The organism is Paenibacillus sp. JT22N7 (assembly GCF_059383875.1).
Window position 1 is genome coordinate 47,764 of record NZ_JBXENY010000009.1, and the last position, 25,135, is coordinate 72,898.

General features: G+C 52.3%; 22 protein-coding genes. 1 reads left to right on the forward strand and 21 read right to left on the reverse strand.

The genetic code is table 11. The features are described from left to right. Nucleotides 1-195: 195 nt before the first annotated feature. The 12 genes from AC50Y5_RS22800 to AC50Y5_RS22855 all read right to left on the reverse strand — a co-directional run bounded on the left by AC50Y5_RS22800 (nucleotide 196) and on the right by AC50Y5_RS22855 (nucleotide 12,834). Complete coding sequence (locus AC50Y5_RS22800; RefSeq protein ID WP_494863900.1) at nucleotides 196-1,425, reverse strand: pyridoxal-phosphate-dependent aminotransferase family protein; 1,230 nt, start codon at nucleotides 1,423-1,425, stop codon at nucleotides 196-198. A 2-nt stretch (nucleotides 1,426-1,427) separates the two neighbouring features. After that, a complete protein-coding gene (allC, locus tag AC50Y5_RS22805) occupies nucleotides 1,428-2,678 on the reverse strand; it encodes an allantoate deiminase (RefSeq protein ID WP_494863901.1) in 1,251 nt (416 codons plus the stop codon). Between the two features lies 1 nt (nucleotide 2,679). Beyond that, the gene (locus AC50Y5_RS22810; protein WP_494863902.1) at nucleotides 2,680-4,119 is read right to left on the reverse strand and encodes an allantoinase; all 1,440 of its coding nucleotides are present in this window, start codon (nucleotides 4,117-4,119) and stop codon (nucleotides 2,680-2,682) included. Nucleotides 4,120-4,149: 30 nt separating this feature from the next. Beyond that, nucleotides 4,150-4,521, reverse strand: coding sequence for a hydroxyisourate hydrolase (gene uraH, locus AC50Y5_RS22815; RefSeq protein WP_056037929.1), 372 nt, complete (start codon nucleotides 4,519-4,521; stop codon nucleotides 4,150-4,152). Continuing rightward, nucleotides 4,518-5,486, reverse strand: coding sequence for a factor-independent urate hydroxylase (pucL, locus tag AC50Y5_RS22820; protein WP_494863903.1), 969 nt, complete (start codon nucleotides 5,484-5,486; stop codon nucleotides 4,518-4,520). Before pucL ends, uraH begins: the two co-directional genes overlap by 4 nt. Nucleotides 5,487-5,537: 51 nt before the next feature. After that, the gene (gene uraD / locus AC50Y5_RS22825; RefSeq protein WP_056037935.1) at nucleotides 5,538-6,032 is read right to left on the reverse strand and encodes a 2-oxo-4-hydroxy-4-carboxy-5-ureidoimidazoline decarboxylase; all 495 of its coding nucleotides are present in this window, start codon (nucleotides 6,030-6,032) and stop codon (nucleotides 5,538-5,540) included. After that, nucleotides 6,029-6,547 carry a (2Fe-2S)-binding protein gene (locus AC50Y5_RS22830; protein ID WP_494863904.1) on the reverse strand — a complete coding sequence of 173 codons (519 nt, stop codon included), beginning with the start codon at nucleotides 6,545-6,547 and terminating at the stop codon, nucleotides 6,029-6,031. Before AC50Y5_RS22830 ends, uraD begins: the two co-directional genes overlap by 4 nt. Beyond that, nucleotides 6,544-8,826 (reverse strand): xanthine dehydrogenase subunit D, encoded by a 2,283-nt coding sequence (gene pucD / locus AC50Y5_RS22835; protein WP_494863905.1) that lies wholly within the window; start codon nucleotides 8,824-8,826, stop codon nucleotides 6,544-6,546. Before pucD ends, AC50Y5_RS22830 begins: the two co-directional genes overlap by 4 nt. Before the next feature lie 50 nt (nucleotides 8,827-8,876). Then, nucleotides 8,877-9,794 (reverse strand): FAD binding domain-containing protein, encoded by a 918-nt coding sequence (locus AC50Y5_RS22840; protein ID WP_056037940.1) that lies wholly within the window; start codon nucleotides 9,792-9,794, stop codon nucleotides 8,877-8,879. Beyond that, a complete protein-coding gene (locus tag AC50Y5_RS22845) occupies nucleotides 9,781-10,434 on the reverse strand; it encodes a nucleotidyltransferase family protein (protein WP_494864013.1) in 654 nt (217 codons plus the stop codon). The genes AC50Y5_RS22840 and AC50Y5_RS22845 overlap by 14 nt, the downstream gene beginning before the upstream one ends. Then, nucleotides 10,316-11,437: an XdhC family protein gene (locus tag AC50Y5_RS22850; protein ID WP_494864014.1), complete on the reverse strand. Its 1,122-nt coding sequence runs from the start codon at nucleotides 11,435-11,437 to the stop codon at nucleotides 10,316-10,318. The genes AC50Y5_RS22845 and AC50Y5_RS22850 overlap by 119 nt, the downstream gene beginning before the upstream one ends. 71 nt (nucleotides 11,438-11,508) lie before the next feature. Then, nucleotides 11,509-12,834 (reverse strand): 5'-deoxyadenosine deaminase, encoded by a 1,326-nt coding sequence (locus AC50Y5_RS22855; protein ID WP_494863906.1) that lies wholly within the window; start codon nucleotides 12,832-12,834, stop codon nucleotides 11,509-11,511. 380 nt (nucleotides 12,835-13,214) lie between these two features. On the opposite strand from AC50Y5_RS22855, the gene AC50Y5_RS22860 reads away from it, so the two are divergent. Further along, a complete protein-coding gene (locus AC50Y5_RS22860; RefSeq protein ID WP_235533216.1) occupies nucleotides 13,215-14,279 on the forward strand; it encodes an NAD(P)/FAD-dependent oxidoreductase in 1,065 nt (354 codons plus the stop codon). A 196-nt stretch (nucleotides 14,280-14,475) separates the two neighbouring features. Here AC50Y5_RS22860 and AC50Y5_RS22865 read toward each other — a convergent pair whose 3' ends face one another. The 9 genes from AC50Y5_RS22865 to AC50Y5_RS22905 all read right to left on the reverse strand — a co-directional run bounded on the left by AC50Y5_RS22865 (nucleotide 14,476) and on the right by AC50Y5_RS22905 (nucleotide 25,130). Continuing rightward, nucleotides 14,476-16,449 (reverse strand): copper amine oxidase N-terminal domain-containing protein, encoded by a 1,974-nt coding sequence (locus tag AC50Y5_RS22865; protein ID WP_494863907.1) that lies wholly within the window; start codon nucleotides 16,447-16,449, stop codon nucleotides 14,476-14,478. Nucleotides 16,450-16,559: 110 nt separating this feature from the next. Further along, complete coding sequence (locus AC50Y5_RS22870) at nucleotides 16,560-17,969, reverse strand: MDR family MFS transporter (protein ID WP_494863908.1); 1,410 nt, start codon at nucleotides 17,967-17,969, stop codon at nucleotides 16,560-16,562. A 39-nt stretch (nucleotides 17,970-18,008) separates the two neighbouring features. Beyond that, nucleotides 18,009-18,257 (reverse strand): hypothetical protein, encoded by a 249-nt coding sequence (locus AC50Y5_RS22875; protein WP_056037956.1) that lies wholly within the window; start codon nucleotides 18,255-18,257, stop codon nucleotides 18,009-18,011. 321 nt (nucleotides 18,258-18,578) lie between these two features. Next, a complete protein-coding gene (locus tag AC50Y5_RS22880; RefSeq protein WP_494863909.1) occupies nucleotides 18,579-19,982 on the reverse strand; it encodes a cobyrinic acid a,c-diamide synthase CobB in 1,404 nt (467 codons plus the stop codon). Nucleotides 19,983-20,139: 157 nt separating this feature from the next. Continuing rightward, nucleotides 20,140-21,273: a cobalt-precorrin 5A hydrolase gene (locus tag AC50Y5_RS22885; RefSeq protein ID WP_056037960.1), complete on the reverse strand. Its 1,134-nt coding sequence runs from the start codon at nucleotides 21,271-21,273 to the stop codon at nucleotides 20,140-20,142. Next, nucleotides 21,270-22,049 carry a precorrin-4 C(11)-methyltransferase gene (gene cobM, locus AC50Y5_RS22890; RefSeq protein ID WP_046233158.1) on the reverse strand — a complete coding sequence of 260 codons (780 nt, stop codon included), beginning with the start codon at nucleotides 22,047-22,049 and terminating at the stop codon, nucleotides 21,270-21,272. Before cobM ends, AC50Y5_RS22885 begins: the two co-directional genes overlap by 4 nt. After that, nucleotides 22,046-22,756, reverse strand: coding sequence for a precorrin-2 C(20)-methyltransferase (gene cobI, locus AC50Y5_RS22895; protein WP_046233157.1), 711 nt, complete (start codon nucleotides 22,754-22,756; stop codon nucleotides 22,046-22,048). Before cobI ends, cobM begins: the two co-directional genes overlap by 4 nt. Next, the gene (cbiE, locus tag AC50Y5_RS22900; protein WP_494864015.1) at nucleotides 22,749-23,966 is read right to left on the reverse strand and encodes a precorrin-6y C5,15-methyltransferase (decarboxylating) subunit CbiE; all 1,218 of its coding nucleotides are present in this window, start codon (nucleotides 23,964-23,966) and stop codon (nucleotides 22,749-22,751) included. The genes cobI and cbiE overlap by 8 nt, the downstream gene beginning before the upstream one ends. Nucleotides 23,967-24,038: 72 nt before the next feature. Continuing rightward, complete coding sequence (locus AC50Y5_RS22905) at nucleotides 24,039-25,130, reverse strand: cobalt-precorrin-5B (C(1))-methyltransferase (protein WP_494863910.1); 1,092 nt, start codon at nucleotides 25,128-25,130, stop codon at nucleotides 24,039-24,041. Nucleotides 25,131-25,135 lie beyond the last annotated feature (5 nt).

Genomic DNA, 25,135 nt, shown 5'->3' on the forward strand with positions numbered 1-25,135 from the left:
ACTCCTTTAAATTTAAAATAAAAGCAAAAGCTATAGCAAACCGCCGAACCAGGTTAAACGGCCGAAAGCCGTCCTCTGGCGGCGTGGCGCGTTTCAGTCCGAGAAATATAGAGAAAGTATGGCGAAATCGTATACTTTCCTATATTTCCAGGAAAAACCCGGGCGGCGGTATAAAATAGCATTAGTTAATCGTCCTTAGTTCTCATACACAGCCAGTGCCGCCTGCAAGCCTTCTCCAGCTGGCACAATTGCGCCATTCCGAATCAGTACGGCTTCAAGCGCACCAAGCACATGCAGCACATTTTTCTGACTGCAGCTGTAGCCCATCGTGCCGATGCGCCAAATTTTCCCTTTTAGCACACCGAACGAACTGGCGATTTCGATGCCAAAGCTGTTTAGCAGCATGCTGCGAACAGCTTCTCCATCCACGCCTTCAGGAATCGTCACGCAGGTGACAACCGGAAGCTTGCAAGCCGGATTGCCATACAAGGTTAATCCCATCGCTGCAAGTCCTGCCATTAGCGCCGCTTCATGTCTGCGATGTCTCGCGAATCGCTCCTCAAGTCCTTCAGCGAGCAAAATACGCAGACCTTCGCGCAAGCCATACAGCATCGAGGTCATCTCCGTATGATGATTGAGCCTTGCTGGCCCCCAATAATCCTGAAGCTGGCTCAAATCCAAATAGTTGCTCTGGATTGTTGGACGCCGGTTGCTGCTTGCGGCATCGCCAGGAACGAGCAAGCCCCGTTCGACCTTTTTGCGGGCGGCAATTTTCCGCTCTGCCCTGTCGTTGTACGTAATAGGGGCCATGCCCGAAGGAACGGATAAACATTTTTGCGTGCCGCCAATGACCGCATCGATACACCAGGCGTCCGTCTCAACGGGAACGCCGCCGATGGTCGCAACCGCATCAACGACAAACAGAATGTCTTGCTCCCTGCACGCTTTGCCAATCGCATCCAAAGGCTGAATCCGGCCTGTGGACGTTTCCCCGTGAACCATTAGCACAAGCGCCGGACGCTCATGCGAAATAGCGGCGATGACTTCATCCGGCTCAAAAACTTCGCCCCATTCCTTCTCCAGCGCCACAACCTGCGCACCGCAGCGCTCGGCAATTTCATAAAGCAGATTGCCGAAACGGCCATAAATCGGAACCAGCACTTTGTCACCCGGCTCAATTAAGCTGTTAAGTACCGCTTCAATGCCTGAACGCGACGTTCCATCTATTGGATAAGCCCAGCGATTGTCCGTTTGGAACAAGCTGCGCAGCATCTCCATCGTATCATTCATAAGTGCCGTAAACTCGGGGTCAAACTGACCCAGTATAGGATAAGATAACGCACGAAGCACGCGCGGGTCAACCTCAACGGGGCCAGGTGTCATAATCGTGCGGGGGGAAGGCGACAGTTCTCGGTAGCTCTTCATCATCATTTCTCCTCGTAAGCAAGTTCATATAACAAAGCGGACAACATCTCCGCCCCTGCTGCCAATTGGTCCGGCGACGTATATTCCTCTGGGGAATGGCTGATGCCGCCGCGGCTCGGGACGAATAACATCGCTGTAGGACATATGCCTGACAGCAGTTGGGCGTCATGTCCCGCCCCGCTCGGCATGACCGTATAAGGCAATGACAATTGCTTCGCAATACGTTCCAGCCGGACACGCAATTGTCCGTCCATCGGGGCAGGCGCGGCCTCCATCCATTGCTCAATCGTCACATGCAGCTCCCGCTCGCCGGCGATTTCTTGAAACTGCTGAAATACCGTTTGGCAAAATTCACGAATGGTCGGCTCATCAATATGGCGTACATCGACCGTAAAGCTAACGGAACCGGCAATAACATTCGGCGTATTAGGCGTTGCCGTCAGTTTCCCAACCGTAGCAACGAGCGGCGAGCCCGTTAAAATAGCTTCCGTCTCCAGCTGCACAATCATTGCAGCCGCTCCAGCCAGTGCATCGCGGCGCAGCGGCATCGGCGTCGTCCCGGCATGATTGGCTGTTCCGCCCACCGTTACCGTATAACGATGCTGCCCGACGATGGCCTCGACAATGCCAACGCTGAGCTGCTGCCGTTCCAGAACAGGCCCTTGCTCAATATGCAGCTCCACAAACGCTGCAATATCTGATCGGCGGACAGCATGCTGCTCCGCTTTGCCGAAACCGCAATGAAGCATCGCCTCTTGCAGGCTAGTTCCGGCTGCATCATAGCGCTCCGCACCTTGCTCTAAATCATATAGCCCGGCCATATTGCCCGAGCCCCAATACGTAAGCGGAAAACGGCTGCCTTCCTCTTCGCAGAGCGAGACTACCTCAAGCGTTTTTACAGGCTGCCCATACGTTTCCTTCAAATGCGCCAAAGCGGCAATTCCGGCAGCGACACCATAAGCCCCGTCATAAATGCCGCCCGATTGCACCGTATCGATATGGGAGCCCGTCATAATAACCGGACCTTCTCCCGAACTGCCTTGCAGCCTGCCGAATAAATTGCCTACTCGGTCAAAATAAACGTCCATGCCCAGCTCTTGCATCTGCTCGGCTAAATATTGCTGCGCCTCCAGCCACTCTGCCGTATAAAGCAGCCTAGTCACACCACCGCGCGGATCAGCGCCGAACTGGGATAATTCCTCCAGCAGCTTAGGGACGAAGGAGGCGAGCTGCGATTTGCTTGCCATTGTCATATCAAACACACCCCTTCATCATACCCTTTTCCGAGCCCGCCTCAAACGGTAGCAGCAACTTGCCCGAAGCTGGCTGTGCAAGGCCGCCGTCAACTGTATATACAACGGTTCCTCGAACGAGTGTCGCCACGACTCGGCAGGCCATTTCTTTCCCCACATAAGGGCTATGCTTGTGCCGATAAAACAAATGTTCCTCCCGCAGCTCATAGGCCGCATTAACGTCTATAATAGCCAGGTCCGCGTCAGAGCCGATTGCGATAGCTCCCTTGCGCGGATACAGCCCGAAGCGCTGCGCAGGTCCTGCAGACATCAAAGCGGATAACAATGGCAGCGGCAGCCCACGCTTGATCCATCCTTCACCTAGCACCAGCTCCATACTGCTCTGTGCCCCGGATATGCCTCCCCATGCCTCGAAAAACGTTTTAGAAGCATCCTCCTTCATCGAAGTCGGACATGGCGAATGATCGGAAGCGATGACATCCATCTTACCTTCGCCAATCATTCGCCACAACCCCTCCCGCTGCACCTCGCTGCGCAGAGGAGGCGCGCATTTGGCAACTGCTCCAAGCGCCGTCATATCCTTCTGCGTCAGCAGCAAATAATGCGGACAGGTTTCCACCGTCACCGGCAAACCGCGCCGCTTCGCCCGATCAATCAGCTCCACCGCGTCAAAGCTGCTTATATGGACAAAATGAACTTGGCAGCCCGTCTGCTCCGCAAACAACAGCGCCTTATTCACCGCCTCCAGCTCGGCAATAATCGGACGCGAGGCTGCGAATGCCTCTGCATCATGGCGGCCGACTGCTAGAGCCGCATCAGCCAGTTGGGACGTAATGGCGTCACTCTCGGCATGAAGGGCGACAAATCCGCCAAGCGCGGCGATTTTTTTCATCCCCTCATACAGCGTCCAGTCATCAACCTCGCGAAATCGCCCCTCCCCTTCGCCACCGGGATTGGACATAAATGCTTTAAAGCCGACGACGCCCGCTTCGAACATAGGGGCAAGCTCATCCAGCTTCCCTGGGACGAGTCCGCCCCAGAACGTATAATCAACAGCTGAATGGCCTTCTGCCTGGCCTGCTTTCAACGCAAGCGCCTCGGTCGTAACAGTCGGCGGATTGCCATTGAGCGGCATATCAGCGTAGCAGGTTGCACCTCCGGCAGCTAGTGCGGCAGAGCCGCTCACAAACCCTTCCCAATGCCCCAAATTCGGCTCATTGAAATGTACGTGAATATCGACCATGCCGGGCAGCACATACTGCCCCTCCGCATCGATTCGAGAGCCAGCCTCGGCACCTGCGAGAGACGGCTCCAAGGCGGCAATGCGGCCATCGCGAATGCCAATATCCAGCTTTTTCACTTGGTCAGGCAGCACAACAAAACCATTCATCACGATACAATCATAGTAGGAAGCCATGCGCATCCACCCCTTTTTCCCCATAACATAAGCCTGCGTGTTTACTCTGATCTTCTAAGTACCGCGATAAGTGCTATAGCCCCCCGGCGCAACCAGCAGCGGAATATGATAATGCGCCTGTGCATCCTTAACGCGAAATCGAATCGGTATTTGCTGAAAAATAAATTCAATAGACGACTCCCGCGCAGCGTCATTATCGCGTGACAAAAAGCTTCCGGCATTAAACACAAGCTCATAGACGCCCGGCTGCATATTCTCGCCAGCAAGCATGGGCGCATCGAGCCGTCCATCCGCATTGGTGGAAGCGGCCTGAAGCAGCCGCCGTTCCCCAGTCTCCTCGCTCAACTGCCACAGCTCTAGCCCCATCCCCGCCGCAGCCTTCCCCGTAGAAATGTCGAGCACATGCGTCGTTATTTTGCCGCTCATGACGAAGCTTCCTCGTTTTCCAAATCCTCGCGGTTAAGCGTGAAGCCTTGGAAGCCGAATGGCGGACGCGGCTCGGTGTAGACAGCGGCTGCATCCTCCTCCGTATGGTCAACCACCGTTTCCCATGTCCGGTTATTCGATTCAAACCGCACCTCCGCCAATTGCGGGAAACGGGTCAAAATACGCAAGCCGACTTGATAAATTAAATATTGAATCGATGGCGTTTTATATTCGTGGAACACATTGTGGGTAATATCCCGGATATGCTCAGCCGCAACGTATTGTCCGAAGCCCGTATCTACCGCATGTTCAACGTCTGCATAGCTCCAATAAATGTTTAGAAAAATAAAGAGCGGCCGATCATAGCTTTCCGGCAGCGTCGTATATTCATCACGGACAAATCCATAGAAGGAGCTGCCGCTTACTTTAATCAGCTGCAAATCAGTAATAGCGCACTCATGCTCGACGATAACCGGAGCGCCCTCTTCGCCGTCGCGGACAAGCTTCATCGAAGCGCTCGCATGATCATTATGGGAACGGCGGTACACAAGCGGGCTATCGACCAGCCCATCGCTGCCATCTGCCACTTCAAGCGTATGGAACGGGATGCGGTCCGCACTCAGCTCGATAGCTTCAATATGCGGATAGCGGCTCAGGAATTGCTTGCTGATGAACGCAAGCAGCCCTTCTGTCGTGCTCCCCTCAAAGTCGGCCGTTTGCCGCAAAATAAAATTTTTCATCGAATCTGTCGCCACAACCTGCGTATTGTCTCCTTTAGTGAAGGAGGTGAGCAATGTCTCGCCGCTTACGGCAAATGTAATATTATGGGCAAAAATAACGTTCGTATCGCCGGTAAAAGCCGATTCTGGGATGGACTTCACCGCCAGTGGCGCTGCATAGGTCCGATAAGTCAATACATCCCCTTTGCCATAATAAAGTGTACGTCCGCTGCCAAGTTTCAACATGTATACCCTCTCCCTTTGCTCTATATCAATTTTGGTATGATTTTTTTAGTCTCACTCTTCTATTAAATCGTTCAGGCGCAAAAAGGTGATGCGGGCGATTTGCCATTTTGCCTCCTCCAGCTCCTCCTGAAGGCTGTTGCCGATTCGCGCTGCCATCGCTTCCTTGATATCGGCTTTGCTTTTGCCACGAACCGCTAAAATAAATGGAAAACCAAACTTCTCCGTATACTGGCGGTTCATCGCTGCAAACTGCTCAAATTCCTCAGGCGTCAATTGGCTTAGTCCCGCGCCCTGCTGCTCTTTTGTGGAATATTCGCCAATGCTGATTCGAGTTGCCAGATCGGGATGTTCGCGAATAAGCACCAGCACCCGTTCTTCTCCCGCTGTATAAGCTGTGTTCACCATGCTCTCATGCAGCTGCTCAACTGAGCGGAAGGGTTTATTCTCCCATGCCAGCTCCGCCACCCAAGGCGAATGTTCAAAAATAGCGCCAAGCGCTTCCGTAAATGCCTCACGGCTCATCGTATTTAATAAGTCCAATTTCATGGCGCGTTCCTCCTCCACTCTATCGCCCGCTCTACAGCCCGTTTAATGCCTCCGTAGCCGGTGCAGCGGCAAATATTGCCGGATAGTGCTTCTTCAATTTCATCCTCACTCGGGTCAGCATTTCGATCCAGCAGCGCCTTGACCGAAATAATCATGCCAGGCGTGCAATAACCGCACTGAAAGCCTCCCTCTTCTAGAAAAGCGCGCTGCACAGGGTCAATTCCACCATCAGCCGCCCCTATACCTTCAATTGTCGTAATCTGTTTGCCCGCGCATTGGTAGGCCATCGTCAAGCAAGCGTTAATTGGCTTGCTATCCACCAGCACCATGCAGGCGCCGCAGCGGCCAATTTCACAAGACCGCTTCGTCCCTGTAAGGGCCAAGTCATCGCGCAGCATATTCAGCAGCCGTTTGGAGCCCGCAACTTCAAGCTTCATTTCTTCGCCATTAATGGTACAGGCCAGCTCCGACTGCCCAGTGCCCCGCGTCACTCCCAGCATTTCATGCTTGCTCATCTTTCGCTCACCGCCTCTCCTGCAAAAGCGAAAGCCATTTGAAGCAGCTCTGGCTCAATTGGCAGCTTCTTCACGCGGATGCCCACCGCCTGATGAATGGCAGCTGCAATCGCCGGAGCCAGCGTAACCGAGCCTACTTCGCCAATGCCGCGCGGACCATAGCTATCTCCTTGCGGCAAATGCTCAATCGGCTCAACGGTGACCGTACCGCGATGCTCCGCAATCGTTGGCACCAGATACGTATCTAAATTTTTCGTCATATATTGCCCCTGCTGCATGACCGCATCTTCCGTTACCGCAAAACCAAGCGCCATGCTGCTGCCGCCTTCGATCTGCCCAAGAAAGCCCTGGGGATTCATGACAGGCCCTGCCGCTACCGCATGATACTGGTCAAGCACCTTCACTCGTCCTGTCAGTTGATTGATCTCAACCTTCACAACAACGGCCGCATACGTATATAAAAAATGGGCTCCTGTTCGCGGGGTATCTGATGTAGGGAACTGAAAGGCAGTCGAACAGCTGATCGGCTCCCCTTCCGCCTCCGCCAGTTCCTTATACGTCAGCAGCATGGAAACGCCTTCTGCCTCATAAATGCCTCCTGCTCCCATAACGAGCACATCGGCTGTTTTTCCCAGCAGCTTCGCCGCCCGCTCCAGCATTTGCGATGTAAACGGCGCTTTCAGATTTTGCAGCGTCTTCCACATCATGCTGGTTGCTCTTGAAGCTGTTGTAGAGCCGCTGTCGGACACAAGATCGGTATCCCCGATAATCATTCGGATATCGGATTCAGCCAAGCCGAACTGTTCAATCAGCATCAGCTCCAGCGTAGCAAGCAAGCCTTGCCCAAATTCCTCGTAGCCGAATATGGCTTCAATTCGGCCATCGGCCGCCAGCGAGAGCCTGCCGCCTGCCGGATCAGGAATACCTACACCAAGCCCGCCGCCGTGCATGGTAAAGGCTGAACCAATGCCCACCTTTATCCACGGCTCGCGCTCCTCAGCCCTATCCGGCATCCCTCTTTCCTGCCACAAGCCACTCGCTTCAGCTGCATTCCACACCTGCATGGCGCCTTCGGTTACGACGATCGGCTGGCCGAACGGGCCTGGATCATCCGGCATACGCATATTGATCCGCCGCAGCTTCCAAGGGTCCATGCCAAGCTTTTCTGCCAGCCGATCAAGCTGCCCTTCCAGTGCGAAAATCGCCTGATTTCCGCCAAAGCCGCGGAATTCACCGGACATTCCGTTGTTCGTATAGACGGAATAACCGTCTACTTCCACATGATCGTAGCGGTATGGTCCAAGTACATGCTCAACGGCAAAGTTAAGCACCTCTGCTCCCAGCGTGGCGTATGCGCCAGTGTCGGCGATGATCCGTACTTGATGGGCAAGCAGGCGGCCACTGGCGTCTGTACCGGTTTTCATCGAAATTTTCATCGGATGACGTTTCAGACCGGCGCGGACTGATTCCCATCTAGAATGATGTAGCTTGACGGGGCGGTTTGTTTTTAGCGCCAGCAGCGCGCCATAAGGCTGCACATTCAATTCGTCCTTGCCGCCGAAGGAGCCGCCAATCGGGCTTGAGACGATGCGGATTCGCTCCTGCTTCATCGCGGCAATCCGCGACAATTGCAGACGATCCATAAATCCATGCTGAGTAGGCGAATATACCGTCAACCGCCCATCCTCCTCGGGCACGAACAAGCCGCCTTCGGTTTCCATATAGGTGTGCATCTGTCTCGGCGTGAAATAAGTTTCCTCTACAATATGGGCACAGGCGGCGAACCCGCTGCCTAGCTGCCCTCTATTAAACTGACTGCGGTGAAGCACATTGCCCTGCGGATGAAGCAGCGGCGCATCCTGCAAAAGCGCCTGCTCGGCATCGTCAACAATCGGCAGCAGCTCATAATCGACCTCAATAAGAGAAAGAGCATACTCGGCTAGTTCAGCCGTCTCTGCAGCTACAGCTGCCACCGCGTCACCGACATAACGAACTTTATTTTCACAAAAGACAGGCTGATCCTGATGGGCAATGCCATAGCGATTCAAACCGGGCACATCAAGATGCGTCAGCACGGCATGGACACCTTCCAGCTGCAACGCCTTCTCGGTACAAATGCTGAGGATAAGGGCATGAGGGTGGGGACTTCGCAGAACCCGGCCATAGAGCATGCCCGCTGCCGACATATCCGTCAAATACGCAAGGCGGCCTGTTACTTTCCCCAGCCCATCCGGCCTGATTCGCCACCGCTTTCCACTTGTCTCGCGGTTCAACAGCATCGCTATCACCACTCCCCTATGAACGATAAGCTTGCTTGCTTATTTAATTATCATTTGAACTGCATGGCTTTCCACAGCTCTGACACAATCAGATTGGCAGCGGTTTTCTGGCGATAGCTTGCCGAAGCGAACACATCGCCTACCGGATGAAAATGTTCCAAGACCGACGTATAACAAGTCTGGAGCAGCGAATGGTCAAGCTTGCCGCCCTTCAGCAATCGCTCTGTATGCTCAAGCCGCTTTGGCATCGTCTGCCCGCCCCCAACCGCAAGGCGCAAATCAACGATATGCCGCTCGGCACTTACAACGGCGCTTATCGCAACAGTTGCTATCGATGGCGTGAATACTTCGCGGCGGCCAACCTTGTGATAAACATCCAGCCTGTATTGCCCCTCCTGTTCCGATAGATCGACTGGCGGCAAAATAATGGCGAGCAGCAAACGATTTTTCCATGCGTGATTGGCCTGCGCTTCCAACAGCCATTCTGCAAGCGGCTGCTCAAACGCTCCTTGCCCATCGTGCCAGAGGAGCATGGCCTCATATACGATTAACGCTGGAAGTGCGTCGCCTACGCGGGACAGCACATTGCCGCCTAGCGTAGCCAGGTTCCGAATCGATGGGGCAGCGATATTTTTCATCGCAGTTGCCAGCAGTGAATAATGAGTGCGTATATGAGAGTCATTTCTGACCTCTGACAGCAGCGCCGCCGCCCCGATCTGACAAATTTGCCGATCATGACTGCTGGAAGCAAGCGTAATCGGCTTTTGCATGCTGGAAATACCGCTAATATCGATCAAATGACCAGGCATACGGGCAGTTCCCGCTTCCCACCACGTACGAAGCAGCGTACCGCCAGCAACGAAAACGCCTTCCGCGCCAAGCTGCTGTTTAAGCGTGCAAGCTTCCGCAGCATTACTTGGCTGCCATACGACGGGAGACTCCGGCTTCGTTTGTTTATCCATGGCCATCGCTCTCCCTCCTGTTCCAAAAACCTATAGCAGCCTGCAAGCTGTCCTCATCATCTATATCATGAAGCGCAAAATCTTGTTCCCCGTTTAAATCTAGTACTGCCCCTTTATACTTGCCTGTGGAGGCAAACAGCCGTCTTGCGCCTTGGTCACCCTCAAGCTCCTCCAGAGCGGAAAACATCGTTGCTCGCAGCAGCGCCGGAGGCATCGTTGCCGATCCATCGCTGTATGCCGCATAATCAAGCGTGGAATTGTGCTCCAGCGCCTCAACCAAGCGCACTGCCATCCTTGCCGTCACAAAAGGCTGGTCAGCTAACGCAATCAGGACGGCATCCGTATGTGGATATAGAGTAAGCAGCGCTTCAAGACCACTGCGCAGCGAGCGGGACATTCCCTGCGCCGAAAGCGGGCATTCTTGCTTGTGCAGCTGTGCTGCGCGGCAAGCCCGCTCCAGTTCAGGAGTGTCCAGCCATTCCAGTTCGTCGTTGCTTCGGTGAACGACGATCCAGCTTTTAATGGCACTATTTAATAGAGCATGAAGCGCCTGGCTGCCAAGCATTGCTCCCGGCGATAAAGGGAGCCTCAGCTTCGGCTGCTTCATCCGGCTGCTGAGGCCAGCCGCCAAATAAATGCCTGACACCTTCATCGCGAATCGCCTCCCTACTTTTCGCACGATACGCTGCCCGTACCTGTATAAGCTCGGAAACGATGCTTAAGGCAATTTCGTATGGTCCCTCTGCCTGTATCGAAAGTCCGATCGGTGCATAAACATTTTCAGGAAGCGTCCCTTCGCCAAATAACTGCTTGATCCGCTTACGCGAGCCCATAACGCCGATGTATATCGGCTGTGCTTCCAATGCCAGCTGAATCAGTTGATAATCGTAGTGGAGCTGATGGCTGCATACGATGAAAAAGTCATTTCTATTAAATTGCAGCTTGGAGGCAAGCTCCTCAGGCTTTCCAGTTACTCTCGCCACGCTAAACCAGCTATTATCCTCACTTTCCGGGCTTATCTGTGTACGCCAATCCGCCACAACCACATGAAATCCGCAGCCTGGAAGCATCGTGCAAAGCGCCTTCGCATCTGGTCCTGCCCCAAACACAATCGCCCGTGGTCGCGGCTCCAGCTTCGTCGAAAATGTCCCCGCCTCTTCTATAAGATCAGCTCCAGCTTGCCAGCTATTGCGAGATTCGCTTGCCGCTGAGGCAGGCCCTAATCTATAAACGATGCCCGTGCAATTGCCATTGCCAGCCTTCGGCCAGCTTCTATTCACAACAACCGCTTCTCCTGCCCGAAGCCTCTCTCTTGCTTGAAGCAGCTGATCTCTGAGTGCTGTCGTTACAGGCTCCAGCAGCACATGGATAATGCCGCCACATCCGATCGTATCGCCCCACATGATGTCCTCTTCCGGCTGCATATTATAGATAATGATTTCAAAAGCTTCGGCAGAGCACACGCGGCTAACCCGCTCCTGTAGATCTGCCTCCAGGCAGCCTGGGCTGATACTGCCCGTCTTCGTTCTATCCAGCCTCAGCAGCATGGCTGCCCCTTCCTTGCGGTAAGCATGGCCCTCTACTCGTATAATCGTTGCAAGCGCGGCCGGCTGCTCAAGCTTCACAATTGAATCCAGCACTTCGTGCATATCCACAAGCAGCCACCGCCTCTTTTTTAAAACGTTATGATGAAATGAAGTTCTGGCCTACAGCCTAAATGCTACAGCCTTGCCAGCAGTCCCTTAAGCGAACGGTCTGCTTCCCGCAGCACAAGCGGCTTGTCAATCGTCTTCATTATGCGTTTCTCCATGACGATTTGTCCGTCAATAATGACGGTATCCACGTCGCCGCGGGTTGCCGCATAAACAACACGCGAGAACCAGTCTGCATCATAGGACGGATACACATGAAAGTCTTCCAAATCAAGCATTTGCAAATCCGCTAGCTTGCCTTCCTCTAAGCTGCCAATATCCTCTTCCATGCCAAGCACCTTTGCCCCGCCCATCGTAGCCATCCGCAGCACCGTGTGCGCATCCATGACCGTTGGGCCATGCTTCACCTTCTGAATAAAAGCGGTCAGCCGCATTTCCTGATACATATCCAAATTGTTGTTGCATGCTGCGCCATCTGCCCCGATGCCAATATCGATGCCTTCGCGCAGCAGCTCGGGAATTTCCGCAATGCCCGATGCCAGCTTCATGTTGGAGCCGGGGCAATGGGTAACTTTAACGCCTCGCTCCTTAATAATCCGCTTCTCTTCCTCATCGAGCCAAATACTGTGGGCCAAAATCAAATTCGGCCTTGCCAGCCCGATATGATCCAAATAAACGACGTTGCGCTTGCCGCGTTCCGCTTCTACAATCGCGATTTCTCCCGTATTTTCGGAAGCATGGGTATGCACCTTGACCTTATATTGCTCGGATAAATCGCGTACCCCAATGAGCAGCTCCTCTGTACAAGACACAACGAACCTTGGGCAAAAAGCATATTGGATGCGGCCGTCGCCAGCGCCATTCCATTTCTCAAGCAAGTCGACGCTTTGCTGCAGCGATTGCTCTGTATTTTCCTGAAGCGCCAGCGGCACTTCCGTGCCATGGTCCATCATCACCTTGCCAGAAATGGCGCGAATGCCGCTCTCTAATATCGCCTGGAAAGCCGACTCGGTATGATGCACCGTCTCCATATCCAAAATCGTCGTCGTCCCGCTGCGGATCAGCTCGCCTATGCCCAGCATCGCGGAATAATAAACCGAATCGGGGCTGTGAGCTGCCTCTAGCGGCCAAATCCGCTCACGCAGCCATTCAATTAAAGCCAAATCATCTGCACGCCCGCGAAATAACGTCTGGCATAGATGTATATGTGTTTGTACGAAGCCCGGCAACACAACTTTGCCATCAGCCTCAATGATCCGATCTACTCCATCCGCCGCGATCTCCCCGCCAATCTGAGCAATACGCTTGCCGCGAATGAGCAAATCACCCGTAAAAATATCGCCACGTTCATTCATCGTCATTATCGTTGCGTTGCGAATAAGTATAGTTGTCATTGAATTGCCCTCTTTCAAGTTTGAGTCATGTTTTATAACATAATAAAGCACCAAACCCGATTTATCAATAGTATATGTAATTAAACTTAACATGTTGTCGTGGGTGAATGCCTGAAATACACTAAATACACCGCTTTCAAAGTAAAATATGACATGAGCAAGCTTCTATCGTTCCAAATTCCCCTTACAATTAACTGAAAAACACGCGCTATCGTTCGCCTTTTCAAGTATAATCAGCAATCGCCACTCCATCGCCTTCCATGCGAGCCTATTGAAATAAACAGATTGATCCCCTATTATGTAACGTTCTGCCGCATAGTTCTCTCGATTCTTTATGTCTACTATAATTAACTGAAATACAATGCTTATGTTAAAATAGGATGAAAAAGGGGGCGTCACTGCTGGAAAAACAAAAAGTAGTAATTATAGGAGCAGGAATAGTCGGAGCCTGTATGGCCTATCAACTAGCAAAACGAAATCAGGATGTAACCGTTATTGAACGACACACTACCGCAGCTCGTGAAGTTACAGAAAAATCATTTGCCTGGATACATACAACACATAGGGTGGCTCCGCAGTACAGACATTTGTATGACAGTGCTTCAGAAGAATACCTTGCACTGCAGCAAGAGCTATCCGAATTACAAATTCAATGGCATGGAGCATTAACGTGGGGCGATTCGAGCCTAAATGAACAAATCCACCTTCAAAAATTAAACCGAGAGCAGATTGAGGCATTGGAACCGAATCTGAAGGAGTATCCGAACGATGCGATGTTTGCCAATGATGAAGGAGCAGTAGATCCGATCGGATTAACGGAACTATTGTTAAGAAAAGCACAGGAATACGGAGCAAAGGTACAGTTTGATACCAACGTTACACAACTGCAGCAAGAAAATTCACGCTTAATAGGCGTACATACATCCAAGGGGTTTATGGAGTCTGATATTGTGGTATTGGCTGCGGGTACAGGCGTATTCGAACTTTGCAATCCGTTAGGTTTCCCCATACCAGTAACGCCGTCACCTTCCATTCTGATTCGGATGAAGACCTCGAGTAGATTAATACACACACTAATCTCGAATGCGCAGTTTGAAGCGCGTCAGCTAACCGATCATTCATTGCTAGCTGCGGAAGATTATATCGATGATTCGGAGGAAAATGGGCCCGAGGCCGTGGGCAAACGTGCCTTCGAGACGCTGCGTCGCAGCCTGAAGGGTGGGGAGCAATTGGAGCTGGAAAGCATCAAAGTTGGGTTGAGACCAATGCCAGAGGACGGCTATCCGATTGTAGGCTTTCATAATCAGATGAAGGGACTTTATGTGACGGTGATGCATTCTGCCATTACTCTGGCTCCGCTAATTGCGCGTCTAGCTGCAACTGAAATAATCAATCGAGAATCAAGATGCGAACTAGAGTCTTGTCGTATTTCCCGATTTAAGTAGTAGGGTTGTAAAATTGCCAACTTATATTCATTTATGAATTCAACATCAAGACTCATTACCCAAAATCGACGAGCTATCATAAATGTTCAGATGCTGCCTAATGTTCGGAAATTCCTAATCGCAATAAAAAAAGCATCTTTGTGTTCAAATTTGTGAACACAAAGATGCTTTTGCTTGAATTTGCTTGCTGCATTCGCTAGCTTTTCTTCTCTGGCATTGGCATAAACAGCAAATTGATTGGCAAGTTGCTGCCGGATGCCGGCGAGAATACAATCGTTACCGCTTCTGATGAGCTGCCCGTCCGGTACAGAACACCCGCCTCACCATTGTTCGCTAGGAAGGAATTATTCGTCGTCAGAACAACATTGTTGTTAACGAGGAAGGCACCGCCGTAATGTCCGCCACGCGGGTTCAAGGCAATGAGCGTATTAGGCTGAACATTGAACAGCTTCACGACGTATACGACGCCATAATTTCCTTCATTGTAAATCGTTGCACCTGTAAGCTTATCGATCGTTGTAAGGCGTGTATCCACTACTTTATCGCCAAATACCATACGGCCTGGCTGTGCGCCTACTGGCTGGGTCAGGTTGATCGTACGATCAGCCTTTTCGAATGTGCCGCGAATGTGAATGCCATCCGGTTCCAAGTATGGCAGCAGTGGAAGTTCGGACAGAACATCCTTGCCGTCATCAATAATGACGTAGCTGAATTTGATTGGACCTGAGGTCGAAACATCCGCCATCATCGTCAATACGCGGTCCGGCGAAATTTTCAAATCGCTGAGCTGCTTCAAAATAAGACGGCTCTCGCCCGCTGGAATCGTTGTAATATCGTTCATGACCGGATTCATGCGCGAGGTCAAATATTTGCTAATGGAAGATTTGCCTGTTGCCGATACATACAGCGCAGGACCGCCAATACCGACGCGCTGTGTCTGAACCGTCGCTTCCTGATTGGTCTCGTTCGTAGCAACGATGTACATGCGCACATTGTTTAAACGGTTGTTTACATTATGCGACATCAAGCGAACGTTGCCTGAAGCCGAATCCGTATAATACACGCCTTCATTGACAATTCGCTCTGGACTGTTGCTGCGAAGCAGCGTCTGCTGTCCATACTCTGTCAATGAATAAGGAATGACATCATAATTCAGAACGGAAGATCCATTAATCGAGAAGCGCTCTCCCGGTGGCGTAAATAACATGCCAAAATCCTGCTTGGAATATAGCTCCTGATCTTCAATCATAATGGAGAGCGAATATTCATTGCTTGCCCCATGCTTGTCCGTTACTTTCAAGGAAATGGTCTGCGGGCCCGGCTCGAAAAAGCCTTGCTCCTTATTCGTCCAGCTGGTGCTCGTAATCGCATTTTCTTCGTCGCTGCTGAGGTCGGTATATTCAATTGGCTCGCCCATCAAGTAGCTCGTTTTGTTAGTGACGAACTTCGCTACTGGAGGCAAATTCGGTTGAAGCACTTCAAGCGTTACCGAATATGGTTCACTCCAGACGCCATCCGAATCTTGAACCCAATGGGTTACCGTATACATGCCCGGCTGGTCAAACATCGACAAATTGCCTTCCCAGCGCTCGTCCACAATGGGAGTGCTGCTGCTCGCCTGGTTCGTATAAGTCACCTGTGTTTCATTTGCATAAATGACTTTAGGACTTACTGTAAATGTTGCGACTGGCGCAATCTTGAACGTCCAAGCCAGCGTAATTTTTTTCTCCGCCTTGTTCACCTTCATCGTGATGCCCTGCGGCTGCAGCAGCGTACGAAGCGGAATCATCAGCGTTCCCTTCAAGTTATAAGGAGCTCCAGTAAACGGCTGTACCGCTCCATTCACATTGTAGGAGGATTTGCCAATGGCATAACGAAGCACGTTTTTTTCTGTCGTCAGCACATACTCCTTGGCTACCTTGTCGTATACGATTTTGCCGCCGAGCCGCTCTGCGAGCGAGCGCGCCGAAACGTACGTCGTGCCTTTCAGCTCGGTTACCGGCTGCGTAGCTGTATACAGCGTGCCATTGTGATACATTTTATTCGACTTTTGAAGCAGAACGAGCTGCTCTTGACCTAGGACATTTTGCGCTGCTTCCGCCTGAATCGGCACAGCCAAGGTAAAGACAAAAAGGAATACGAGTGCAAATAAGCTGACTTTTTTAAGCATGTGAATCTCCTTTTCCAAAATAAATTGCGATTTCTCTACATATCCGCCAAAAGTTTGGACGCAATATAATCTGAAAAGTTGCACTCCGCCTATTATTTATGACAAATATTTTAAGAAGCGTGCTTCGTTTCCTGTCGTTCTGCAGAAGAAATACGTGGTAATGCTAGCGATACTGCACCGACGACGAGGGACAAAACGACCACAATCGTAAAGATCTGGTGCAAGCTTTCCTCCAGCAATAGCGGATCAATAATGTTCGTGCTGCCAGTGTGCAGCAGCAGGCCGAATAAAGCGATTCCGATTGTCTGGCCGAGCGTGCGTATAAAGTTATTCGTTGCAACCGAGGCACCGCGCATTTGCCGCTCTACAGCGGATGACACGGATATCGTACAACTGGTTAGCGCAAGCCCAAAGCTTAAGCCCGTTAAAAACATATACAGCATAAACCAAGCAATCGGCGTCGTGGCATTCAGGAACATAAAACCCAAACTTCCCAATAAGAGGGAAAATGCGCTGATTAGCGTTATGTTTCTAAGCCCAATTCGCGAAATCCATGTGCCTGCGAGAATCGAGCCGAGCGGCCAGCTGACCGAAAGCGGAATCATCGCCAAACCGGAATAGGTAGCGCTTTTTCCATATACGCCTTGCAGCCAGAGCGGCAAATAAAAAATAATAACGACATTGACGACGCATAGCAAAAAGCTGAGCAAATTCACCATGCTGATGGTGCGGTTTTTGAACAAAACAAGCGGTATCAGCGGCTCCTGCACACGCTTCTCAATGTAGAAGAATAGCGTCATCAGCACCGCAGCCCCTGCAAAAAGCAGCCCGATCTCCGTATAGCTGGCACCCTGCTCGCCCGTCTCTGAACGCAGCAGTGTCAAGGCATAGAGAAAACAGAACATCCCTACCGCAAACGTGCCAATTCCGCCATAATCAATCGATCGCTTCCGCTTCTCATAGGCTTCCTTCAAAGTAGAGCCCAGCAGAAACATCGCCACAATGCCAAATGGCAAATTCATATAAAATATCGCCCGCCACGAGACAAAATCGACTAGCAGCCCGCCCAGCAAAGGACCCGATATACCAGCTATTCCCCAAATGCTCGACATCCAGCCCTGCACCTTCGCTCGCTGCTCAAAAGCATATAAATCACCGATGATCGTATAAGGAATCGTCGTGAGCGCACCAGCTCCCAGCCCTTGAATCGCGCGAAAAATAATAAGCTGCGTCATCGTCTGCGCAAGGCCCGACAGCATTGAGCCGCATAAAAAAATTGCAGCCCCGATCATAAACATATTTTTGCGGCCGAATAAGTCTGACAGCTTGCCGTAAATCGGCGTCGTGACGACCGTAGCTAGCAAATAAATCGAAATAACCCAGCTATACTGCTGGGTTCCTTGCAGCTCTCGCGTTATGCTCGGCATAGCCGTACTGACGATCGTCCCTTCGATCGCTGCCAGAAAGGTCGCAACGAACAGCGCGATAGTAATGCTGCGTGTATTGCCTGTTTTGATCATAGTCGCTCTGCTTCCTTCCCTTAACAACAAACACGCCCCTTATGAAGTTTTCATAAAGGAGCGCATCTGTGATTGATTTAAATAAGCATTGCTTGCGATCCGAAAAATATACCGATCCCTGGCTGAATCAGACGTTTTCCAAAACTGCTCGTCTGCAAACAGGCGCATGAGCAGCCATTCCGCCGCTTTCGCCGCCTGCTGTTCGTCCTGTAATAGCTTTAGGCATATCGTGTAGCATATAGACTCGCTTTGTCTTAAACGATTTATTTTATATTGAAAATCCATCATAGTAATTGGACATCCCCCGGTTATATGTTTAGGTCACTCATCGTTACTATGATAGCGGAAACAATACGTTTAAAAGTTACGAAATGTTTAAAATGGCCAAGCGTAAACGGCTGTCGCCGTCCTCTGGCGGCAAAGCTTCCGTTTCGCGTAGAAATATAGAGAAAGGATCGGAAAATCATATGCTTTCCTATATTTCAAGCGTAAACGGCTGTCGCCGTCCTCTGGAGGCAAAGCTTCCGTTTCGCGTAGAAATATAGAGAAAGGATGGAACAAGCATATCCTTTCCTATATTTCCAAAAAGTGTAAGCGCTTCAGCGCAAATTATGCTTTACGGGCAGCATAGGCCATACATGCAGCAATCCAGCGCTCTGCCATCAGCGGATTTGAGGCAAAATGAAAGTGCGTATAGCCTGCGACCAGCTGCGCGAGCTGCGCCCCTTCCTGCTTCACGCCGCGTCTGCCCTTTGTCTCGTAGGCCGGCTCCAGTCCTTCACTATCGGTACTGGGCACATAAACCGAATAATGAAATTCATGTCCACGCGCCTCGTCGCCTTCCGGCAGCAGAAAATTAGCGCCCAGCCCCTTTGCCTCCCGATAGCCTAACGCGGCAAGCTTGCCTTGCATGACTACGCTTCCTGGCAGCACGCCGGCCATCGCATAGCTATTGCCGCTCGTATCGGTAAGCTGCTCCGTTAAATACATATAACCGCCGCATTCGGCAAGCGTTGGCATGCCGCCAGCAATAGCGTCCTGCACCGACTGATGAACGTGCTGCTGCCGCGCCAGCTGCTCGGCAAATTCCTCTGGAAAGCCTCCGCCAATATACAAGCCCGACACTTCATCCGGCACAGCTTCCCCTGCAAGCGGCGAGAAGTATACAAGCTCGGCACCATACGCCTCCAGCAGCTCAAGATTATCCGGATAATAAAAATGAAACGCCGCGTCCTTGGCAACCGCCATTCGCACGCTGCCCTCGGGATTTCTCCTCTCGAATAAGGAAGTACCCGCTGCTGCTCCACGAATGACCGGCGCTTCTGCTAGCGCAAGCACGTGTTCAAGATCAACCGACGCTTCGCACATCGCCGCCAGCTGGTCAAATAACGGCGACAGCTCGCCCCGCTCAATCGAAGGGACTAAGCCCAGATGACGCTCAGGTATATGAAGCTCGCTGCTGCGCTTGAAATAACCGACGACTGGAATGCCGCACTCCTGCTCGATGGCCGCTTTCACAATCTCATAATGGCTGTCGCTGCCCACCTTGTTCACAATGACGCCGACGATGCGCACATGGTCATCCAGCGCCTGAAAGCCCTTCACAATGGCTGCCGCACTGCGAGCCATGCTTTGGCAGTTGACGACCAGCAGCACGGGACAGTCCAGCAGCACGGCAAGCTCAGCGGTGCTGCCTTCGTTCGAAAGCGGATTTTTGCCATCATATAAGCCCATCACACCTTCAATGATTGAAATATCCGCCGTGCTCGCAGCACGCGAATATATTTCCTTCACCGTAGCGGGCGGACACATCCAGCTGTCCAGATTGCGTGACTGCCGTCCTGTCGCCGCCGTATGATAGGTCGGATCAATGTAATCGGGCCCGCTCTTGAAGCCTTGTACCGCTAGTCCTCTGCGCGCTAAAGCAGCCATCAGCCCGACGGTAGTCGTCGTTTTGCCAACTCCGCTGCCCGTTCCGGCAATAATGATTCTTTTTTGCGTTGCTATCGTCATAACGTGTGAATTCCTTTCTTTAAGGACTTGTGGCAAGGTGAAACGGCTGTCGCCGTCCTCTATCTAGCGGCACAGCGCGTTTCATTCGAGAAATATAGAGAAAGGATCGAGCAATCATATACTTTCCTATATTTTAAAAAAAGCAGTGCTGCACGGCTTATGCGAATGGAATAAGCCCAATTGAAATCGTGACATTGCCGGATTTTTGCTTGCCCAGCAGCAGCTCATTGTTTTTCGTATAACGCTTTACCGCAGGCTCGCTTACTCCGTAAGCTCCAGTAAATTTAAATACCGTTTCGGAGGGCTCGCTGATTTCCTCTTCGTTCAGCTCCGCAGGCGTATACGTCACCAGCGGCCAGCCGTATTTGGCGCATACCGCAAGCAGACCTTCTTCATCCTTTTTGAGATCAATGGTGCAAATCGCCTTGACGCTCCGAATCGAAGCCCGAATGCCTTCCAAAGCAGAAACGATAACCGCCTCGATTTCCTCTGCTGGCGTTCCCCGATTGCAGCCCACGCCAAGCGCCAGCACCTTCGGACGATAAAGCACGCCGTTATCCAGCAGCTTCTGCTCATCTGCCTCCAACAGGCGGTGCGTGACTATGAGCGCCGCATTAGGCGCGGCCGCCTCCGCTGCGGCAATGGAGTCGTAAATAACTAGATTAGGAGGCATCGGTGTATCATGCATCCACCAGTTCCGCTCGCCTGACTCCTGCACAATGGCAACGGGCTCTTCATTGACGACAGCAGCGCTGACAGGTGTCAGCTTTGCATCGCTTTCCCACTCCCAGCCAAAGCGCCGCCCGAACAAATCGACTGGCAGCGTACGCTGTACATCCGATGCCGTCGTCAGCACTGGACGCGCGCCAATAGCTGCTGCCGTCTCCCGCGTCAGCTCATTCGCTCCGCCGAGATGGCCGGACAGCACGCTGATGACATGCTCCCCCTTATCATCAATAACGACGATGCCGGGGTCCTTCTTCTTGTCCTGCAGCAATGGAGCAATCATTCGCACAACTGCGCCAAGCGATATGATACAAATAATTCCTTTATATTTCGGAAACAATGCAGGAAACAGCATGCGCACCGAGCCATTAAACAGCTGAATGCCGCGGCTTTGTTCATCGCCTGCTTCGAATTTGCCCATATAATACAAGTCGACTGCGCCCATATTTTCCAGCAGCCGTCTGCCTGTCTGCACGCCATGCTTCGTAATCGCAACTACCGCATATTCGTGCTTCTGGCGAATTTCCGGGATGACGCCTTCTTCCAGCTGAATGATCGCGCTCATTCCGGCTTCACTCCTCTGCGGAAGCGGTGCGTGAACGTTTTGTCATACAGCTTCGAACGGTGCGCGTCCTTGTTGTGCAGCTCCGGATCAAGCGCCCAGCCGGCCAAAATCATCGCATGCGCACGAATGCCATGCTCGCGCATCGCATTGTCAAGCTCCGCAAGCGTTGTGCGGATAATTAATTGATCCGGCCAGCTCGCTCGGCGAACGACAGCGATTGGCGTCTCGTCTTCCCAGCCGGCATCTTTAAATTCCTGCACCACTTTGCGCGTCAGCGTAGCGCTGAGGAAGAGCGCAATCGTACAGCGATGCGCCGCCAAATCCTTCAGCTTCTCCAGCTCAGGCACAGGTGTCCGTCCTTCTGCCCGTGTCAAAATGACCGTTTGCGTCAGGTCAGGTATCGTCAGCTCAGCCCCAACCGCAGCAGCGGCAGCGAATACCGAGCTAACGCCCGGCACGATTTCACAATGGATGCCTTCGCGTTTAAGCAGCACCATCTGCTCCAAAATAGCCCCATACATCGCTGGGTCGCCAGTATGGATGCGTGCTACGCTTTTCCCCTGCTTTACCCGGTCTACGATGATGCCAACCATTTCGTCCAAATCCATGCCGGCGCTTTTCAGCACCTCGGCTTCGGGCTTGGCTTTCGCAATCAGCTCTTCATTAACAAGCGAATCGGTATACATAACGACATCTGCCGCTTGCAGCAGCTTGAGCCCTTTTACTGTAATGAGATCGGGATCGCCGGGACCCGCTCCAATAATATGTACGATCATTTTCTCACCACCATTAATGTCAAGTATTCAAGCTCGCGCCCTTGCAGCTCTTCGACATCCATCCATACCTGCTCCTCGGATGATGTAACCTTCGTCAACACATAAGCGTTCTTAACCAGCTTCAGGTCGCGCAATACGGTCAGCATCAAGTCCAGCACTTTCGCCACTTTAATGAATACGACGCAGTCATGGCGCTCAATTGCCGTACGCATCGCTTCATAGCTTGGCGTTGCCGGAACAATCGCCACATGCTCATCGCCGTCGGCAAGCGGAATGCCAAGGCGGGAAGCCGACGCATTAAACGAAGAAATGCCGGGAATCGCCTGCATTTCCACTTCTGGGTGGCGCTCGCGCATAAGCCGCATCAGGTGGATATAGGTGCTGTAGATCATCGGATCACCTTCCGTAACGAACGCCACATCGCGGCCTTCGCTAATCGGCTGCCATACCTGCTGCACCGTCTTCTCCCACTGGCGCTCCAGCGATTCGCGATCCTTCGTCATCGGAAAGGTCAGTCCGAGCATTTCCTTCTCCGCTGCATTTACATACAGTTCAGCTATCGTCAGCGCGTAGCTTTTGGCGCCCATCTTTTTACGCGGGTACGCGATAACCGGGCATTCCTTCATAAGCCGAAAAGCTTTAACCGTAATCAGCTCCGGGTCCCCTGGTCCAATTCCAATTCCATATAATTTGCCGAGCTTAGTCATTGCTGCTTTCCTCCTCGGTGAGTGTCTCTGGCTGCTTCCAAGCCGTAATTAGAAAAATCGGATTAAGCGCATCAAAACGCGTCAAATCGAGTATCGGTTTGCTGCGCGACAGCTGCGCCAGCGTAATATCGGTTTTAAAGCCTTCATCCTCAAAAGCGCTCATCGCTTTGCCCATCGTCTCAATCGTTGCCGCATTCACGACGATGCGTCCGCCTTCCTTGAGCCGCGTGCAGCAAATATGCAGCAGCTCGCGCAGCTCGCCGCCGCTGCCGCCGATAAATACAGCATCGGGATCAGCGAATGTGTCCAGACCAACAGGCGCGCGTCCCAGCCGCGTCGTCAGGTCGGTTCTGAATTTCCGGGCATTCTCCACACAATTGGCAAGATCGCCTTCGTTCTTCTCAATGGCATATACATCGCCTTGGCGGGCAATCCGTGCAGCCTCAATCGCCATGGAGCCTGTGCACGTGCCAATATCCCAAACCGTGCTCGTCTCCCTGAGCTGCATAGCCGCAAGGCTAAGCACGCGGATTTCACGTTTGGTAATTAGCCCTTTGTCCGGCTTCCGCTGGGCAAATTCGCTATCAGCAATACCTAGCGGCCACGAAGGGCTCGGCCCTACACGCTTCAAAATCAATACATTCAGCGGAGAAAATTCCGCCTCCGCAAGCTCGCCCAGCTCATACCACCCCGTGCGCTCATCCGCTCCACCTAAATTTTCAGCCAAAAAAGCTTTATATTCAGTCATGCCAAAGTCGAGCAAGTAGCGGGCAATAACGCTGGGGTTGTTCTTATCGTCGGTCAGCAGCGCAATCTTCGCTTTGCCGTCGATACGCTGCGCCAGCCCCTTGATGCTCTTGCCGTGAACGCTTGTCAGCAGCGCATCATGCCAGCTTTCGCCCATTCGCGCAAATGCAAGCTGCACCGAGCTGTGCGCCGGATAAATGTCCAGCTCCACCTTGCCGGCCAAATAACCGCCAATGCCATAAAACAACGGATCGCCGGAAGCGAGAATGACCGTCCGTCTGCTCTCCGCCTGCAGCTGCTTTGCCAGGTCAGCCAGGCCGCCTTTAATGACCATTTTCTCGCCCGCATATTGTGGAAAAAAGGCTAAATGGCGCTCGCCGCCAACTAGTACTTCACTCTCTTGAATCCAGCCTTCATAAAGCGACGGCAAGCCTGACGCTCCGTCATCGCCAATGCCGATCATTTTGATTTTGTTCCCCAAGCCTATCTCCCCCGATCCTTTGCTGCCGTGCAGCTTAAATGCAGCTTAAAAACGCTATTGTTCAGCTCTTCCTAACAGCTGGGCTTTCATCGATATAATGACCGTCTCGACGATAAGCTGCCCGCCAGCTTCCTTCTTGCTGTGATAGCAGCACAGCTCGCTCATCCGTTCGAAAAAAGCATCGATGCCGCGCTCCTGCATCATATCTCCAACCTGTGAGGCGGTGTTCGCGCCGCGAATTTCTTCCAAAAGGCCTTCGGGAACAGCTGCATATTCTGCTATTTCAGCGAGAAAGCCAAAGTCGACAGGCGCGCTTTTGGAATGCACCATCATGACGCCCTGTGCCACCTTCGAAAACTTGCCCATCATGCCGACTAGCGTTACTTTGCGAATATGCTTGTTTCGGGCCATTTTCAGCGAAAAGCCGATAAAATCGCCCATCTCGATAAAAGCCTCCTCCGGCAAATCGGGATACAGCTCCATCCCAAACTTTTCCGTTCGGCCACCTGTCGATAAAACAAGATGGTCGCAGCCGCTGACGGCTGCGACATTAATCGCTTGCGCGACGCTCGCTTTATATGCTGAGGTCGAGAATGGCACAACGGTGCCTCTCGTCCCGAGTATGGAAATTCCGCCTAAAATGCCGAGGCGCCCATTTAACGTTTTGAGCGCGATCCGCTCGCCTTCCGGCACAGAAATGACGACGCTTACGCCCCGCCCCTCCAGCTCGAAGCAGCGCAGCACCTCTTCCACCGCTTCATGAATCATGCGGCGCGGCACCGGATTAATGGCGGCTTCGCCAACCGGCACGGGCAGGCCAGGCTTCGTTACCCGTCCAACCCCAATGCCGCCATCTAGCAAAACACCTTCGCCGTCATGCCATTTGACCTCCGAAAAAATGCTCGCGCCATGCGTAGCATCCGGATCATCGCCGCCATCCTTAATAACTTCTGCTATTGCGGAATCTCCGGTCAGCTCACAGCTTACAATGGTAAAAGTGACCCGCTCGCCAATCGGCAGCACAATTTCCGACTCGGTCTGCTGCTCGCGCAAAATCAGCGCTGTCAGCGCCGCTTTCGTCGCGGCAGTCGCACACGAGCCTGTCGTATAGCCATGGCGAAGCGGCTTATCCTCTTTCTTGTCCACGCTTT